This window comes from Arthrobacter sp. NPDC058192 (genome assembly GCF_042883665.1).
In the GTDB taxonomy this organism is placed as follows: Bacteria; Actinomycetota; Actinomycetes; order Actinomycetales; family Micrococcaceae; genus Arthrobacter.
This window is the reverse complement of record NZ_JBHVVJ010000017.1, coordinates 1-16992: the sequence shown is the minus strand read 5'-3', so window position 1 is coordinate 16992 and position 16992 is coordinate 1. Positions and strand designations below refer to the sequence as shown.

General features: G+C 67.6%; 10 protein-coding genes. 8 read left to right on the top strand and 2 right to left on the bottom strand.

Going from position 1 to position 16992, the window contains the following annotated elements:
- The 3 genes from ACFVVK_RS16485 to ACFVVK_RS16475 all read left to right on the top strand — a co-directional run bounded on the left by ACFVVK_RS16485 (position 1) and on the right by ACFVVK_RS16475 (position 3550).
- Positions 1–714, top strand: a complete 714-nt coding sequence (locus tag ACFVVK_RS16485) for a Maf family protein (protein ID WP_390269166.1) — start codon at positions 1–3, stop codon at positions 712–714.
- A 201-nt stretch (positions 715–915) separates the two neighbouring features.
- Positions 916–2736 carry an acetyl/propionyl/methylcrotonyl-CoA carboxylase subunit alpha gene (locus ACFVVK_RS16480; protein WP_390269464.1) on the top strand — a complete coding sequence of 607 codons (1821 nt, stop codon included), beginning with the start codon at positions 916–918 and terminating at the stop codon, positions 2734–2736.
- An 82-nt stretch (positions 2737–2818) separates the two neighbouring features.
- A complete protein-coding gene (locus ACFVVK_RS16475; RefSeq protein ID WP_390269163.1) occupies positions 2819–3550 on the top strand; it encodes a glutamine amidotransferase in 732 nt (243 codons plus the stop codon).
- Positions 3551–3661: 111 nt separating this feature from the next.
- Here the strand turns inward: ACFVVK_RS16475 and ACFVVK_RS16470 are convergent, their stop codons facing one another.
- Complete coding sequence (locus ACFVVK_RS16470; RefSeq protein WP_390269160.1) at positions 3662–5074, bottom strand: MFS transporter; 1413 nt, start codon at positions 5072–5074, stop codon at positions 3662–3664.
- Positions 5075–5366: 292 nt separating this feature from the next.
- On the opposite strand from ACFVVK_RS16470, the gene ACFVVK_RS16465 reads away from it, so the two are divergent.
- Genes ACFVVK_RS16465 through ACFVVK_RS16455 form a run of 3 tightly spaced genes read left to right on the top strand, consistent with a single transcriptional unit; the run spans position 5367 to position 10604 of the window.
- Entirely contained in the window at positions 5367–6779 is a 1413-nt protein-coding gene (locus tag ACFVVK_RS16465) for an MFS transporter (RefSeq protein ID WP_390269157.1), read from the top strand.
- Position 6780: 1 nt separating this feature from the next.
- Complete coding sequence (locus ACFVVK_RS16460; RefSeq protein ID WP_390269155.1) at positions 6781–9003, top strand: molybdopterin oxidoreductase family protein; 2223 nt, start codon at positions 6781–6783, stop codon at positions 9001–9003.
- Positions 9000–10604: an FAD-dependent oxidoreductase gene (locus ACFVVK_RS16455; protein WP_390269152.1), complete on the top strand. Its 1605-nt coding sequence runs from the start codon at positions 9000–9002 to the stop codon at positions 10602–10604. Before ACFVVK_RS16460 ends, ACFVVK_RS16455 begins: the two co-directional genes overlap by 4 nt.
- A gap of 136 nt (positions 10605–10740) precedes the next feature.
- On the opposite strand, the gene ACFVVK_RS16450 is transcribed toward ACFVVK_RS16455, so the two are convergent.
- Positions 10741–11367 carry a hypothetical protein gene (locus tag ACFVVK_RS16450; RefSeq protein WP_390269150.1) on the bottom strand — a complete coding sequence of 209 codons (627 nt, stop codon included), beginning with the start codon at positions 11365–11367 and terminating at the stop codon, positions 10741–10743.
- Between the two features lie 461 nt (positions 11368–11828).
- Here ACFVVK_RS16450 and ACFVVK_RS16445 point away from each other — a divergent pair, with 461 nt between their 5' ends.
- A complete protein-coding gene (locus ACFVVK_RS16445) occupies positions 11829–15734 on the top strand; it encodes a Pls/PosA family non-ribosomal peptide synthetase (RefSeq protein ID WP_390269147.1) in 3906 nt (1301 codons plus the stop codon).
- Positions 15735–15969: 235 nt separating this feature from the next.
- A partial coding sequence (locus tag ACFVVK_RS16440; protein WP_390269144.1) for a DUF222 domain-containing protein occupies positions 15970–16992 on the top strand: 1023 nt, incomplete at its 3' end.

The window sequence follows — 16992 nt, the reverse complement described above, 5'->3', positions numbered from 1 at the left end:
GTGACCCGCCTCATCCTTGCCTCCCAGTCCCCCGCCCGCACCAAGCTGCTGCGCAACGCCGGCATCGCCCACGAGGTCCTCGTCTCTGACGTGGACGAGGACGCCGTCCAGGCCCGGTACGGTGTCACGGACCCGCACGACACGGCCCTGCTGCTGGCCCGGGCGAAAGCCGAGGCGGTCGCCTCCCTGCCCGAGGCCGACGGCGCCCTGGTGATCGGCTGCGACTCCGTCTTCGAGTTCGACGGCGAGGCCCACGGCAAGCCCTACACGGCCGACGTCGCCCGGGAGCGCATGCTCCGGATGAGCGGCAGCATGGGCGTGCTGCACACCGGCCACTGGCTCGTCGACTGCCGCGACACCGACGCAGACACCGCCTCAGACACCGACGCAGAAGACGCCGACGGCGGCGACGTCGCCGCGCGCGGCTCGGGGGCCACCCTCGGTTCGGTGACCTCCGCCGAGGTGCACTTCATGGAGATGACCGCTGAGGAGATCGAGACCTACATCGCCACGGGCGAACCGCTCGAGTGCGCCGGCTCCTTCACGATTGACGGCTACGGCGGGGCGTTCATCCGCAAGATCGACGGCGACCCCCACACCGTCGTCGGGCTCTCCATCTCCACCCTCCGCGCGCTGCTCAGCCAGGCCAATGTGGGAATCACCGAACTGTGGACCGCCGGCGCCGTGGACCCGTCGGACGTCCGCGCCGAGTGAGCGCGGAGTGAGCGCGGGCCGGGCGAGGGTGCGCACTGACCGCACCAATTCGGCGGCCTTTTGTGGCAACCCTACAAAGGAAGGGCCGTTTACGCGCGGATTCCGCAAGTAATATCGGCGGAACCCTCAAAACCGCGCTAGGCTCCCTGAAGGAAAGAAGGAGACGCCTTGTCAGCAAATTCGGAGCAGTCCGCCACCACCGTGCCGGGATCAACGCAGTCACCAGCAGCCGGAGTTCCCCGCCGGCTCAGCAAGGTGCTGATCGCCAACCGCGGAGAAATCGCGGTGCGGATCATCCGCGCCGCCCGCGATGAGGGCATCGCGTCGGTGGCCGTCTACGCGGATCCTGACCGCGACGCGCTCCATGCCCGGCTCGCTGACGAAGCCTACGCGCTGGGCGGCACCACCGCCGCGGAGTCATACCTCGTGATGGACAAGATCATCGACGCCGCCCGCCAGTCGGGCGCCGATGCCATCCACCCCGGCTACGGCTTCCTGGCCGAGAACGCCGAATTCGCCGCCAAGGTGATCGACGCCGGCATCACCTGGATCGGGCCCTCCCCCGAAGCGATCTCCGCGCTGGGCGACAAGGTCCAGGCCCGCCACATCGCCGAAAAGGTGGGTGCCCCGCAGGTTCCCGGAACCGCCGACCCGGTCGAATCCGCCGAGGAAATCCTCGACTTCGTGGACAAGTTCGGCCTGCCCGTGGCCATCAAGGCGGCCTTCGGCGGCGGCGGCCGCGGCATCAAGGTGGCCCGCACCCGCGAGGAAATCCCCGAGCTCTTCGAATCCGCCGTGCGCGAGGCCGTCGCCGCCTTCGGCCGTGGCGAGTGCTTCATCGAGCGCTTCCTGGACGCCCCGCGGCACGTCGAGACACAGTGCCTCGCCGACGCCCACGGCAACGTCGTCGTCGTCTCCACCCGCGACTGCTCGCTGCAGCGCCGCAACCAGAAACTCGTCGAGGAAGCACCGGCCCCCTTCCTCACCGAGGAGCAGAACCAGCGCCTCTACGAATCCTCCAAGGCCATCCTCAAGGAGGCCGGCTACCTCGGCGCCGGTACCTGCGAATTCCTCGTCGGCCAGGACGGCACCATCTCCTTCCTCGAGGTCAACACCCGCCTGCAGGTAGAGCACTGCGTCTCCGAGGAAGTCACCGGCATCGACCTCGTCCGTGAGCAGTTCCGGCTGGCCCGCGGCGAGGAGCTCGGCTACGGCGACCCGGAAGTCCGCGGCCACTCGATCGAATTCCGCATCACCGGCGAGGACCCGGGACGGAACTTCATGCCCGCCCCCGGCACCATCACAACGCTCAAGAACCCCACGGGCCCCGGTATCCGCATCGATTCCGGCGTGGAGCAGGGCGACGTGATCAGCGGCAACTTTGACTCCATGCTCTCCAAGCTGATCGTCACCGGCGCCACCCGCGCCCAGGCCCTGCAGCGCTCCCGGCGGGCACTGGAGGAAATGGTGGTCGAAGGCATCCCCACCGTCATCCCGTTCGACCTCGCTGTGGTCTCCAACCCTGATTTCGCACCGGCCGAAGGCCCCTTCAAGGTCCACACGCGCTGGATCGAGACGGCCTTCGTCAATGACATTCCGGCCTGGACCCCCACCGGCGGCGAGGCGGAAGCGGCCGACGACGGCGAGCGCCAGCGCGTCGTCGTCGAGGTCGGCGGCAAGCGCCTTGAGGTTGTCCTCCCGGCGTCGCTGGGCTCGGTCAGCAACACGGGCGGAGCCAAGCCGGCCAAAGTCAAGAAGCGCTCGCGCGGCGGCGCAGCCACCGCGGCCGCGAGCGGCAACGCGCTGGCCTCCCCCATGCAGGGCACCATCGTCAAGGTGGCCGTCGCGGAAGGTGACACGGTCGCGGAAGGCGATCTCGTCGTCGTTCTCGAAGCGATGAAAATGGAGCAGCCCCTCACCGCGCACCGCGCCGGGGTCGTGACCGGCCTCGCCGCCTCGGCCGGCGAGACGGTGTCCGCCGGCGCCGTGATCGCCATGATCGAAGACGGCGCGCCCGAGTAGTTACCCAGCGCCACCCCCGGGGCACGGCAGGACGCGGGCGCGCCTCTGGCGCGCGTGTGTCCTGCCCGTGCAGACTGGGTCTGTGAAGCCATTCCTGCTGCTGGCCTCCCGCGCCGAGAACGACGCCGCCGACGACGAGTACCGGGCGTACCTGCGCTACGGCGGGCTCGAACCCGCGCAGCTGCGGCGCATCCGGATGGAAGCCGCGCCGCTGCCTCAGCTGGACCTTTCCCGCTACTCCGGGGTCATCGTGGGCGGCAGCCCCTTCACATCCAGCGACCCTCCCGGGCACAAGACCGGCGTCCAGCACCGCGTCGAGAAGGAGCTCGCCACGCTACTGGACCGGATCGTCGCCGAGGACTTCCCTTTCCTTGGTGCCTGCTACGGGGTCGGCACCCTGGGCCGGCATCAGGGTGCGGTGATCGACCGGACCTATGGTGAAGGACTCGGCGGCGTGACCATCAAGCTGACGGCGGACGGCCTGGCCGATCCCCTCCTGCGCGGGCTGCCGGAGAGCTTCACGGCTTTCACCGGCCACAAGGAAGCGTGCACGCTTCTGCCCTCCCACGCAGTGCTCCTGGCGAGCTCCGCCGCCTGCCCGGTGCACATGTTCCGGATCAAGACCAACCTGTACGCCACCCAGTTCCACCCGGAGCTCGATGCCGAGGGCCTGGTCACCAGGATCGACATCTATCGCCATGCCGGCTATTTCCCGCCGGAATCGGCCGAAATGCTGATGGAGGACGCCAGGCGCTTCACAGCCAGCGAACCCATGAAGATCCTTCGGAACTTCGTGGAGCGGTACGCCAGCTAGCCGGCCGGCGGCGCCGCGCGTTCCCGCCCGGTTGCTTTCCGGCCGATACGCAGATGCCCGGCGTGTCCGAGGAACACGCCGGGCATCTGCAGTAGGAACCGGGACGGAGCGTTAGGCCACGTTGTTCTCGTAGTCCAGGTCGCGGGTTTCCCTGCTCAGGAACAGCGCGATGAGCGTCAGCACGGCCATGGACGCGAGGTAGACACCCACCAGCACGGTGCTGCCGTCGGCCAGTTCCCAAAGCGCCACGGCGATGAAGGGAGCCACGGCTGCGCCGAGGATGCTGGAGACGTTGTAGCTGACCGCGGAGCCGGTGTAGCGGACGTTGCCGGGGAACAGTTCCGGCAGGAGCGCACCCATAGGGCCAAAGGTCAGGCCCATGAGGGAGAAGCCGATGATCAGCAGCGCCATGGCGCCCACGAACCCGGCGCTGAACAGCGGAACGAACAGCAGACCGAAGACGAAGATGCCGGCCGTCACGGAGATCAGCATCTTGCGCCGGCCATACTTCTCGGCCAGCGGGCCGGAAACCAGGGTGAAGATGCCGAAGAACACAACGCCGGCGATCAGCATCCACAGGAAGTCGTTCCGGGTGTAACCCAGGCCCGGGACGAATGCTGCGGCCGCGGCCTCGGTCATCGGCTTGCCGGCCTTTTCGGCGGCAGCCTTCGCCGCCTCCAGGCTGGCCGGGCGGGTGCCGTAGGTCAGCGTGAAGGTGGTCATCAGGTAGAAGAGCACGTAGGTGGCGAGCATGATGAACGTGCCCAGGATCAGCGGGCGCCAGCTGGTCTTGAAGACCCGCGCCAGCGGCAGCTTGGCTACCTCGTTGGATTCAACGACCTTGGTGAAGGCGGGGGTTTCGATCAGCTTCAGGCGCACGTAAAGACCGATGATCACCATCACGGCGCTGACCAGGAACGGCACGCGCCAACCCCAGGCCTCGAAGGCCGCCGGGGTCAGGGTGTAGCTGAAGACCAGGAAGATCACGTTGGCGATGATGAAGCCGATCGGCGCACCCAGCTGCGGGAAGGTGCCGTAGATCGCGCGCTTCGAGGCGGGGGCGTTTTCGGTCGCCAGCAGGGCCGCGCCGCTCCATTCGCCGCCGAGGGCCAGACCCTGGGCGAAGCGCAGGACCACGAGCAGGGCCGGGGCCCAGAAAGCCCAGCCCGGGACGCTCGCCGTCGGCAGGCATCCGATCAGGAAGGTGGCGATGCCCATCGTCAGCAGCGAGGCCACGAGCGTGCCCTTGCGGCCGAACTTGTCACCGAAGTGTCCGAAGACGATCGAGCCGAGCGGGCGGGCGATGAACGCGACGCCGAACACGGCGAAGGAGCTCAGGAGCTGGGTGGTCTCGTTCTGCCCCGGGAAGAACAGCTTCGGGAAAACCAGTACGGCAGCGGTGGCGTACACGTAGAAGTCGTAGAACTCGACGGTGGTGCCGATGAGGCTGGCGACGATCACGCGGCCGCGCGAGTTCACCTGCTTGGCGGACCCATGCTCCGCGGAGGTTGCGGTGGATGACATGTAGTAGCGCTTTCATGAAGACCGGACGGAAATGTCCCCAGAGCCCGATGCTCGGGGCCGCCGGCTAAGGATTCGTATATGTCTGATAATAGTTCCTACCGTCCAGTCAATGGACAAATGTTCCACTATTTGGACGCGTGTCGTCGTCTCACGTGATGGAAGCCACACCGATTCTCACACCCCTCCAAAGGCCCCGATAGGCAAAAGTCACAGCCCGTTAATAAACGGCGCCAGTCCCTGAAACGCGGCGTCCCTACCTTGGAAGGACAACACCCCCAAGGAGGTCTCCCCCGTGACTGCTGAACGCACCGCCGAACTCGGCACCGCAGACGTCGACGCCGCCCGTCCCGGCACCCTTACCCTCGACCACCGGCCCGGCCGCTGGATCGCCAACTGGGATGCGGAAAACAAGGAGCAATGGGAGTCGACCGGCCGCCCCATCGCCCGGCGCAACCTGAACTGGTCCATCTTCGCGGAGTTCCTCGGTTTCGTGGTCTGGCAGCTCTGGTCGATCGTGGTGGTCCAGCTGCCCTCCGCGGGTTTCAGGTTCTCCACCAACGAGATCTTCTGGCTGATCTCCATGCCGAGCCTCGTCGGCGCCACGCTGCGGATCCCCTACACATTCATGGTGCCGCGCTTCGGCGGCCGCAACTGGACCATCGTGTCAGCCCTGCTCCTGCTGCTGCCCGCGATCGGCCTGGGCCTGTGCGTGGCCAACCCGGCAACCCCGTTCGGTGTGATGCTGTTCGTGGCGGCCCTGGCCGGCTTCGGCGGCGGTAACTTCGCCAGCTCCATGGCGAACATCACCTTCTTCTACCCGGCCCGGGAAAAGGGCTGGGCGCTGGGCCTGAACGCCGCCGGCGGCAACCTCGGCGCCGCCATCGCGCAGCTGGCCGTCCCGATCGCCATCACCCTCCTGGCAGCCGGCACCGTGAACCTTCCCGTCGCCGGCTTCATGTGGGTCCCGCTGATCCTCCTGGCGGCCTTCGGTGCCTGGAAGTACATGAACAACCTCACCAGCGCCAAGGGCGACGTCGCGGGCTCGCTGGCCGCACTGAAGGAACCGCACCTGTGGGTCATGGCGCTGCTGTACATCGGCACCTTCGGCTCGTTCATCGGCTTCGCCGGCGTGTTCCCCAAGCTCATCAAGGACTACTTCCCGGCGTTCTCCGCCATCTCCGTCGGCGCGGTGGCCCTGTCCCTGGCCTTCCTCGGCCCGCTGGTCGGCTCCCTGGCCCGCCCCTACGGCGGACGTCTCGCCGACCGGATGGGCGGGGCCCGGATGACCATCACTGCCTTCGCCGCCATGGCCGTCATCACCTTGAGCATGATCTGGACGCTGCCGCTGAAAAACTTCTGGCTGTTCCTGTTCCTGTTCCTGCTCCTCTTCACCGCCAGCGGCTTCGGAAACGGCGCCACCTACCGCATGATCCCCGTCATCTTCGCCACCTCCAGCCGGGCCGCCCGCTCCGGTGCCAGCACGGTAGCCACCCAGCGGCTCGCGTCCTCGGCCCTGGGCCTGATCTCGGCCATCGGCGCCTACGGCGGATTCGTCATCCCCCAGGTGCTCAACGCCTCCAACACCGCCAGCGGCTCCTACACGCCCGCTTTCTACGGATTCGTCGGTGCGTACGTCCTGATGCTGGTGGTCTGCTGGTTCTGCTACATCCGCAACGCCAACCGAAACGCGATGGGACACGTCTAACATGACCAAAAGCGCCGATACGCACTGCCCCTACTGCGCCTTGCAGTGCGCCATGACGCTGACGTCCCCAGCGGCTCTGACCCCGGCTGTCCAGCCGGGGTCAGACCCAGTGCCGGCTCCACCCGCTCCAACCGCAGCAGCGCCCACCCCCGCAGGACCGCTCCTCGAAGTGTCCGGGCGGGATTTCCCCACCAACCGCGGCGGGCTCTGCCGCAAGGGCTGGACGTCCGCTTCGCTGCTGGACCACCCCGGACGCGTCACCGAGCCCCTGCTGAAGGGCGCCGACGGCGTCCACCGCCCGGTCAGCTGGAACCAAGCCCTGACACTCATCACCGCGGCCGTCAAGGAAACCCGCGCCCGCTACGGCGCGGACGCCGTCGGCGTCTTCGGTGGCGGCGGGCTCACCAACGAGAAGGCCTACCAGCTGGGCAAGTTCGCCCGCCTGGCCCTGGGCACCTCGCGGATCGACTACAACGGCCGGTTCTGCATGTCCTCGGCAGCCGCCGCCGGCACGAGGGCCTTCGGCGTTGACCGCGGGTTGCCGTTTCCGCTGGAGGACCTCGACGGCGCCAGCACCATTCTGATGCTCGGTTCCAACGTCGCCGAGACCATGCCGCCCTTCGTGCAGCACCTGCAGGGAGCGCGCGACGCCGGCGGGCTGATTGTGGTGGATCCGCGCCGGTCCGCCACCGCAGCCTTCACGTCCGACGGCGGCGGCCTGCACCTGCAGCCCCTGCCGGGCACCGACCTCACCCTCCTCCTGGGCCTGTCCCACGTGGTGATCCACGAGGGCCTGGCGGACACCGACTTCATCCGCACCCGCACCAGCGGCTTCGAAGCCCTGGCCCGCAGCGTCAACGCCTTTTGGCCCGAACGCGTCCAGTCCCTGACCGGGGTGCCGGCAGACCTGATCCGCGAGACGGCCCGCCGGCTGGCCGACGGCGCCGCCAAGGGCGGTGCCTACATCCTCACGGGCCGGGGCGTGGAACAGCACGTCGACGGCACGGACACCGCCACCGCCGCGATCAACCTGGGCCTGCTGCTTGGCCTGCCGGGCTCGATCCGCAGCGGCTACGGCACCCTGACGGGCCAGGGCAACGGCCAGGGCGGCCGCGAGCACGGCCAAAAGGCCGACCAGCTCCCGGGCTACCGAAAAATCACCGACCCCGCCGCCCGCGCCCACATGGCGAAGGTCTGGGACGTGCCCGAATCGCTCATTCCCGGACCCGGCCTGCCCGCGGTCCAGCTCCTGAAATCACTCGGACAGCCCGACGGCGTCCGGTGCCTCTTCGTGCACGCCTCGAACATCGCGGTTGCCTCCCCCGATGCCAACGCGGCCATTGCGGGGCTCCGCAGCCTGGATTTCCTGGTGGTCTGCGACTTCTTCGTTTCCGAGACCGCAGCCGAGGCCAACCTCATCCTGCCGGTGCTCCAGTGGGCGGAGGAGGAAGGCACCCTCACCAACCTGGAGGGGCGCGTCCTCCGGCGCCGCCGGGCCCTCACTCCCCCGGCCGGTGCCCGCAGCGAACTGTGGATCATGGCGCGGCTGGCGGAACTGCTCGAGGCTCCGTCGACCTACAGTGAGGACCCCGAGACGGTCTTCGAGGAGCTTCGCCTGGCCTCCGCCGGCGGACTCGCTGACTACTCCGGCATTGACTACGCCATGCTGGACCGCGGCGAAGCCGCCTACTGGCCCTTCCCCGCCGGCGGCACCGGCACACCGCGCCTCTTCCTCGACGCGTTTGCCCACGCCGACGGCAAAGCGGTCCTGACCCCGGTGGCGCCCCGCCGCCGTCGTACTCCGGCTGCAAACCCGCACCCGGGCGCCAAGACCATGACGCTCATTACCGGCCGCCTGCTGGAGCACTACCAGTCCGGGGCGCAGACGCGCCGTGTGCCGGAGCTGCTCGCCGCCCAGCCGGAGGCCAAAATGCAGATCCACCCCGCCGCTGCCGCGTCCATGGGCATCACCGACGGCTCGTTCGTCTCGGTCGCCAACGAGCGCGGCGAAGTGCTCTGCCGGGCCGAGCTCAGCACGGACATCCGGCCCGAGACGGTGTTCCTGCCGTTCCACTTCCCTGAACTCGAGAGCGCCAACCGGCTGACCGAGGCCGCCACGGACCCCATCTCCGGGATGCCCGAGTTCAAATTCAACAAGGTGTGGGTCCGGGTGGCCACCAGCGCACTCCAGAGCAGCGTTTTTCAGACATCGGAGGCCTCATGAGTGAGCAGATAGTAATTGTTGGCTTTGGTCCGGTGGCCGCACGGCTGGTTGATGAGCTCCTGCCCGCAGTGCGCAGCGGGCTCGCCCACCTGACGGTGATCGGCGAAGAGTCCGACGCCGCGTACAACCGGGTGCTGGTGGCCGACCTTGGCGTGGGGCGCACCACCGCCGGGGCGCTGGCACTCTCCGATGCCGCCGCGCTGATCGCCGACGGCGTGGACGTGCGGCTCGGCGTCCGCGTCCGCCGGGTGGACAGGGCCCGCCAGCAGGTGGTCCTCACCGACGGAACCACGCCGCACTACGACCGGCTCGTGTTCGCCACCGGTTCCCGCCCGGTGATCCCCAACCTAACCGGCCTGAATCCTGACCCGGCGCACCCCGTGCTGCCCGCCGGGGTGACCGCGTTGCGCGACCTGCGCGATGCTTCCGTGCTGCGTGCGGCCGTCGCCGGCGGCAGGCGCGTGGTGGTCCTGGGCGGCGGCGTGCTCGGGCTGGAGACGGCCCTGGCCGCGGCCGAAGAGGGCGCCACGGTGACCGTGGTGCACAACGGCCCGCACCCGCTGGGACGAAACATCGACCGCGGCGGCGGCGCGGTGCTTGCCGCTTCGCTGCGGAACTGCGGCGTGCGGGTGGCCGGCAACGCCCGGTCCACCGGCGTCGAGCACAACGCGCCCGACGGCGGTTTCTCCGCCCTGCTGCTCGAGGACGGCTCCGCGATCGACGGCGACCTGCTGGTCCTGTCCTGCGGTGTCCGGCCGCGGGTGGAACTTGCCGAGGGCTGCGGGCTGTCCACGGCCACCGGCATCCTGGTGGACCACAAGCTCCGGGCGCACCACGAGCCGCACATTTTCGCCATCGGCGACTGCGCCGAAGTCCGCTGCCCCGATCCCTCCTGCGGTGAGTGCCGCACGGCCCGCGGACCCTCCGGGCTGGTCGCACCGGGCTGGCGGCAGGCGGAGTGGCTGGCCGACTACCTGACCCTCCTTGCCGAGGGAACCGCTGACGGTTCCGGCGCCGGCGACGGCGCGCGTCAGGCCGGCGCCGTGGAGGCGGCTGCGTCCCTGCCCGAGCTGCCCATGGAGAAGCCGGGCGTCATTGTCCTCAAGGCCCGTGGCATGAACATGGCCGTCGCCGGTGATGTTTCCGCGGACCCCTGGGACGAGGAGGCCCTCACCGCCGGGGCGGTGAACGGCCGGGCACGGCTGCAGATTGCCCAGTGGGCGGACCCCGAACACGGCCGCTACGTCAAGATGACCACCCGCGCCGGCGTGCTCGAGGGCCTCGTGGCCGTGGGCATGCCGCGCACCTCTGCCGAGCTGGTGCAACTGTTCGAACGCGGCGCCGAACTTCCCGCCGACAGGTCCTTGCTGCTGCGCCTGGATGGCCCGGACCAGCCGGCTTCTCCCCGTGCTGCCGACCCCAGCCGGACGGTTTGCCGCTGTGCGGGCGTCAGCGGGACAGCCATCGCCGCCGCGGTCACCGAGGGATGCGGCACCGTGCCCGAAGTTTCGGCGGCCACCCGCGCCGGCACCGGCTGCGGCGGCTGCCACGAGGACATCAAGGGGATCATCGAGGCCCACTTCCAGGGGGCGGCTGCCTGATATCGACCCGTTGCTGCCCGGCGATTGCTGAAGGTGGTTTCTGGTGCATGCGGTGATCCGTGCGGGGCAACGCAAAGGCCCCGGAACCCTTGGGGCTAGAACCCGCCCTTGAGGTCCGGGGCCCTGCACAGGCGGGCTATTTGTTCTTGTTCGCCTTGCCGTGGGTCTTAGCCTTCGCGGCCGGGGACGCCTTGACGGCCGAGCCCGCGCCGTGGGACGGCGTTGCCGAAGTGGAGGCCTTGGGGCTGCGGTGCTCTGCCGCATTCGCCTGGCCGGCGGCCCGCTTGGCGGCGGCGTTCTGGTGGGCCCAAGCGGAGTTGTCGACGTGCACCGGTTCAGCCGGAGCCGGGTCCACGGGTGCGGGATCCACGGGCGCGGGTTCGACCGGAGCCGGGTCCACGGGCGCAGGCTCAACCGGAGCGGGATCCACGGGCGCGGGCTCGACCGGAGCCGGGTCCACGGGCGCAGGCTCAACCGGAGCGGGATCCACAGGCGCGGGCTCGACCGGAGCGGGATCCACAGGTGCAGGCTCGACCGGAGCCGGGTCCACGGGCGAAGGCTCAACCGGAGCGGGATCCACGGGCGCAGGCTCAACCGGATCGACGGTCTCGGCCGGGGCCTCGGAGACCACGGAGACGGGCTCGGTGGATTCGGCGGTGGCGGCCATCGCTACCCCGCCGCCGCCGGCTACGACGACTGAGGCTACGGCGACAGCCTTGGTGGTGGTGCCCAGGGCACCGAGAAAGGAGAAGATTCTTGCCATGAGAGAGGCCTTTCAGAAAGCGGGACGTTCAGTGGTCGGAGGCCGCCCTATACAGCCAACCGGGCGCCACGCTACTTGAGAGAAAGAGTGCTTGCGAGCAGGAACGTCGATACTGCGGAATTCCTGATCAAGAACTGCGCCGGAAGACCCATAAAACTCCAAAACAGTCGGTCCTGGGCCCGTCCTGCCGGACCGCAGGGAGGGTCCTCCGGTCTGGAGGAGCTGGGTGGCGACAGGCCCCGCTGAGCCGTGTCGCTCGCTCCGCCAAGGGCCGCAAGACTCTGTCCTCGTGCACCGCGTCGCCCCTAGCCTGCAAAGAATCCATCTCAATGCCGGCTCCCGGCGCGGAACTCTGCCGAGTACGAGCGGGTTTTGAGGCGGCAAAGACTGAACAAGAACATGCGCACTCAACAAAACGATCTACGGACGAAGCCGAAGAGATCAGCAGTTAGGTCAGCGTGATGGGCGTTCCTTCGGAAGACCCCCGGCCGAGTTGCCCCCTGATACCACCGGATGCCGCGGTGTACCCAAGCGCTCAGGCACACCGTGCCCGCACGCTGATAGACGTCGTTTGGGAAACTGTCGCAACGCATTCCGAATCGCCAGCCATTGACGACGGATCCGTCCGCCTTACGTATGCAGCGCTTGGTTCGCGGATGAAAGCCCTCGCCCGGCGCCTTTGGGGCCTGGGCATCGGGGCCGGGGACCGGGTGGGCGTCCGGGCGCAATCGGGATCTTCGGACCTTTACCTTGCCATTCTTGGCATCATGGCCTGCGGCGCTGCCTACGTCCCGGTCGATATGGAAGAACCGGATGAACGCGCGGAGACCGTGTGGCTGGAAGCGCGCGTCTGCGCAGTAATCGGACCGCATCTCGAAATCACCCTCATCCCTGTATGCCGGCCACGGGGCCACTGTCGGAAGCCGCATGCAGAGGATGACGCGTGGATCATTTTTACTTCCGGATCAACCGGCAAGCCGAAAGGGGTTGCAGTTACGCACCGGGCCGCAGCGGCCTGGGCCGACGCGGAGGCTGAAATATATTGCCGGGGCAACCCGTTGGGCCCAGGCGACCGGGTCCTGGCCGGGTTGTCCGTGGCCTTCGACGCATCCTGTGAGGAAATCTGGCTGGCCTGGAGAAACGGCGCCTGTCTGGTTCCTGCACGCCGAACACTAGTCCGCTCCGGCGCGGATCTCGGACCTTGGCTCGTTCAGCGTCACATTACTGCGGTATCGACAGTGCCGACGCTTGCAGCTCTGTGGCCCGCGGATGCCCTCGAAGGTATCAGGCTCCTCATTCTTGGCGGCGAGACCTGCCCGGCGGTCCTCATGAATCGTCTGGCCGGTTCGCGGCGGGAACTCTGGAACACGTATGGGCCCACCGAGGCCACCGTGATCTCCTGCGCCGCGTTGTTCGATGGCACGGAGCCGAACCGGATCGGGCTTCCGCTGCCGGGGTGGGATCTTGCAGTCGTGGACACCGAAGGGAATCCGGTCCGCTGGGGGGAAGAAGGCGAGCTGGTCATCGGCGGGGTCGGGCTCGGCCGTTATCTCGACTCGGCGGAGGATGCTGAGAAATTTGCTCCGATGGCCGGTTTAGGCTGGTCCCGCGCGTATCGCAGTGGTGACTTGGTGGTCGCTGACCCCCGTGGCTTGGTATTTCGAGGTCGTGCGGATGATCAAGTGAAGCTTGCAGGACGGCGTGTGGAATTGGGCGAGATCGACGCAGCACTGTCGCGCCTCCCAAACGTCGCCGCCGCGGCCAGCGCCGTCCGCACCACCCCCAGCGGTAATAGTGTGCTTGCCGGGTATGTTGTGCCTGAACCGGGAACATACATCGACCTGGTGCGCGCCCGTGCCCGGCTTATGGAGATGCTGCCCGCGCAACTACTGCCTGCCTTGGGCGTGCTTGATTCGCTGCCAATCCAAGCTTCGGGCAAGGTCGACCGGAAGTCCCTCCCCTGGCCGCTACCCGGAAATCTGCTTGCAGGTTCAGCACCGGAACTTGCCGGTACGTCTGCGTGGCTCGCAGAGCAGTGGACTAACATTCTCGGGCCCTCGCCCCTCGCAATGGATAGCGACTTTTTCGCCCTCGGCGGAGGTAGCGTCGCCGCGGCACAGCTGATCTCCTTAGTCAGGACAAGGCACCCCGAGGCGTCCATTGCAGATATTTACGCCATCCCCGCTCTCGGTCCCATGGCGGATTACCTCGACGGCCTGTCCGCTCCCGCGTGGGATGGGGACGAACCCACCTCGACACCGAGGTGGACGTGGTTGCTTCAACTGCCGCTGATCCTGGGCTTGTACTACGTCACTGGCCTGAAGTACATCACTGGCCTGGCGGTCACCAGTCTGATCCTGCGGATTATCGGTGCAACCTGGGCGCCCGACCCCCCGGTGCTGCCGACCTTGGCTGCGTGGTTCGTGCTCTTCAGCGCCCCATCCCGCTTAAGCATCGCAGTGGTCTGCGCACGCATCTTGATGCATGGAATTCGTCCGGGCAGCTTTCCCAGAGGCGGCCTTGTTCATGTACGGCTGTGGGCCACGGAGCGTATTATCACCTACTGCGCGCTCGGATCCATGATGGGTACACCCGTTGCGCCCTGGTACGCGAGGGCGTTGGGGTGCCACATCGGCAAGGGTGTGCACCTCGATGCCATGCCGCCTGTGACCGGGATGGCAGTCATCGGAGCAAATGCGTCCATTGAACGTGGTGTGGACTTGGCCGGCTACTGGATCGACGGTAGTGCCCTGAAAATAGGGCGCATCGATATAGGCAGCAATGCAACAGTGGGCGCCCGATCAACCCTCCTGCCCGGCACTCGCATTGGAGCCGCGGCTGAAATTGCACCGGGAACGTGCGTCAGCGGATTCGTTCCGAACGGACAGCTCTGGACCGGTTCACCGATGCGGCACGTCGGCGTGGCGGGTAACGGATGGCCGCTAACGCCGGCTCCCCGGCGTTCGGAAGGCGTCGGGAAACTGGTCTACCCGCTTTCGTTGTTCGGTTTAGCCCCGATCATGGCCCTGTCCGCGCTGCCCACGGCAATGCTGATTTTCGTGGCAGGCAACAGCAGCGGAAGCCTCGACATTACCCTCCGGACTGCGGCGGCGTGGACACCTCTGGCCGTCATTTTCACCTCAACGACCTACCTGTTCATTACGGCGGGCCTTGTCCGGGCACTAAGCCGCCTGATTGCGCCCGGATTCCATCCGTCGGCAGGGTCCGCGGCCTGGGCTGGGTGGCTGACTGATCTGCTGCTTACGAGGGCACTCATCTTTGCATATCCCATCTACGCAAGCCTCTTCACGCCCGGATGGATGCGACTGCTCGGCGCCAACGTTGGCAAGCGTGTTGAAATATCCACCGTTGAAACCATGCCCCACCTGACAAGTCTTCTCGACTGTTCCTTCCTTGCAGACCATTCCTTGGTCTCCTTCAAGCGCGTCCGGGGAGGCTGGCTGCAGTTTGGACATGCCAGTGTCGGAGAAAAATCTTTCCTCGGCAACTCCGCGGTTGTTGGCCCGGATCGCCGCGTGCCGGATCAATCCCTGATCGCAGTCTTGTCCTCGGCTCCCGACTATATGCCGGAAGGAACGTCCTGGTTCGGTCAGCCGCCCATGAAGCTGACCCGTTCGGTAGACCACAGCGATCCGTCCCGGACGTACAACCCGCCGCGCCGCCTTGTCGCCGCCCGCGGGGCGGTGGAGGTCTGCCGTGTGGTGCCCACGATCATCACTGCGTGGCTCGGCCTGGCCGCGCTTTACGTGCTAGCCTCCGCGTATTTGCAGTCAGGTCTTGTGATTACGATTCTGCTATCTGGTCTTGTGGTTCTATGCACCGCGGTCGCGTCGTGCCTTGTCGCCTTGGCGGCCAAATGGGCTCTGGTTGGACGAATCCGGCCTTCCGCGCATCCCTTATGGAGTTCGTTTGTCTGGCGCACCGAACTGGCTGATGTATTCACCGAATCACTGGCTGGCGAACTGATCGGCATGAGTGTTGGCACACCCATTGTTAACTTCTGGCTTCGCTCCATGGGAACGAAGGTCGGAAGGCGGGTATGGTGCGAGACGCGCAGCCTTCCAGAATTTGACCTCATTACTCTCCGCGACGGCGTCACCGTCAACAGGGGATGTGTCCTACAGACGCATCTTTTTCATGACCGAATCATGCGTTTGGACGAAATCGATCTCGGAATGAACTCGACACTTGGCCCCAATAGCATCGCACTCCCGGGAAGCAGCCTCGACACCGGGGCGACAGTGGGCGCAGCCTCACTGGTCATGCGTTCCGAGGCCGTTCCGGCTAACAGTAAATGGGTTGGCAATCCGCTCCAAATCTGGCGCCCTCCACACGCGCGAACATGATCCCCTCGCCGAACTCCGCCCATCTGCGGCCCTATCCAAAAGCGCACTATTCGCGGGCGGCTTCAAATGTCGGAGCCTCCCCCTAGATTGGAAGTATCCGGAAGCGGGGCGCCGGGAAGCGGAGTGTCGGAAGGGAGGGCGGGGTGTGGAAGCCAGGGCGTTTGTGACGGATGATGATGCGTGGGTTCCGGCTGTGGCCTTCACTGACCGGGAGGATTCTTTGTTGGTCGGCACGGTGAGTCTTCCGCTCGCTTCCTTCCTGACGGCCGATGGGGCGCTCCGGGTGGCGGCGTCCGCGGACCGTGTCATCGCCTGGGCAACGGCCCAGAAAGTGCGGGCCCTGGCCCGGGCTGAGGAAGCGATGGGTGAAGAAGCGCCGCGGCGGCAGGAGAACCAGCCGGTACGCTTCGGCGGGGACGAGACCCATGCGCTGGCCGTCGCCGAAGTGTCCACCGCCTGTGCGCTCTCCGAGGCCACCGCGGCGCGGCTTTTGCATGACGCCGCGGATCTGACGACGTCCCAGTGGCAGGTCCTTGAGGCGGTTGAGGCCGGGGAGATCTCCGAGGCGCACGCCCGGGTCATTCTCGACCAGGCCCGCTCGCTCCCCGCCGGGCAGGCCGAAAAGTTCTCCACGGCGGCGCTGCGGCGCACCCGGACGCGGCAGGGCCGGCTCCGCACGCCGTCCGAGCTGCGGGCCTGCCTGCGGCGGCTGCGCGAGTGCCTGCACCCCGAGAGCCTCACGGCCCGGAAGGCCGCCGCCCGGCGTGAGCGCGGCGTGTGGTTTTCCGCCGAGCCGGACGGGATGTGCACGCTCACCGCCCGCCTCGCCGCGGAAGCCGGGCTGGCCGTCTTCAACGGGCTCGACAACGACGCCCGGCAGGCTGCCGCCCGGGCCGCAGGGCCCGGAGCCCTGCCCGGACCCGCCGCCGCCCCCGAACTTCTCGCCGCCCCCGATCCCCGCACGGTCTCCGGCCACCGCACGCTCTCTGAACTCCGGGCCGACGCACTGCTCCAGCGACTTTTCGGCGGAACCGAAGAGCCAGGCGCCGGAGCGTTCCGCGCCGAGGTCATCGTGACCATCCCCGTCGAACTTGCCCTCGGGACCGACGGCACTGGCCTGGTCCTCGGCGCCGGCCTTGCCCTCGGGACCGGCGCCGACGGCGCCGGACTTGCCGACGGCACCGGGACGCCCGCCACGGCGGAGCTCGAAGGCTACGGCCCGCTCGATGCCCCCACGGCCCGGCGCCTGGCGGCCCTC

Excerpts from the sequence above, each read along its gene's own strand:
- ACFVVK_RS16450 (WP_390269150.1), bottom strand. The coding sequence starts at position 11,367 with ATGGCAAGAATCTTCTCCTTTCTCGGTGCCCTGGGCACCACCACCAAG.
- ACFVVK_RS16460 (WP_390269155.1), top strand. The coding sequence starts at position 6,781 with ATGACCAAAAGCGCCGATACGCACTGCCCCTACTGCGCCTTGCAGTGC.
- ACFVVK_RS16445 (WP_390269147.1), top strand. The coding sequence starts at position 11,829 with ATGGGCGTTCCTTCGGAAGACCCCCGGCCGAGTTGCCCCCTGATACCA.
- ACFVVK_RS16455 (WP_390269152.1), top strand. The coding sequence starts at position 9,000 with ATGAGTGAGCAGATAGTAATTGTTGGCTTTGGTCCGGTGGCCGCACGG.
- ACFVVK_RS16470 (WP_390269160.1), bottom strand. The coding sequence starts at position 5,074 with ATGTCATCCACCGCAACCTCCGCGGAGCATGGGTCCGCCAAGCAGGTG.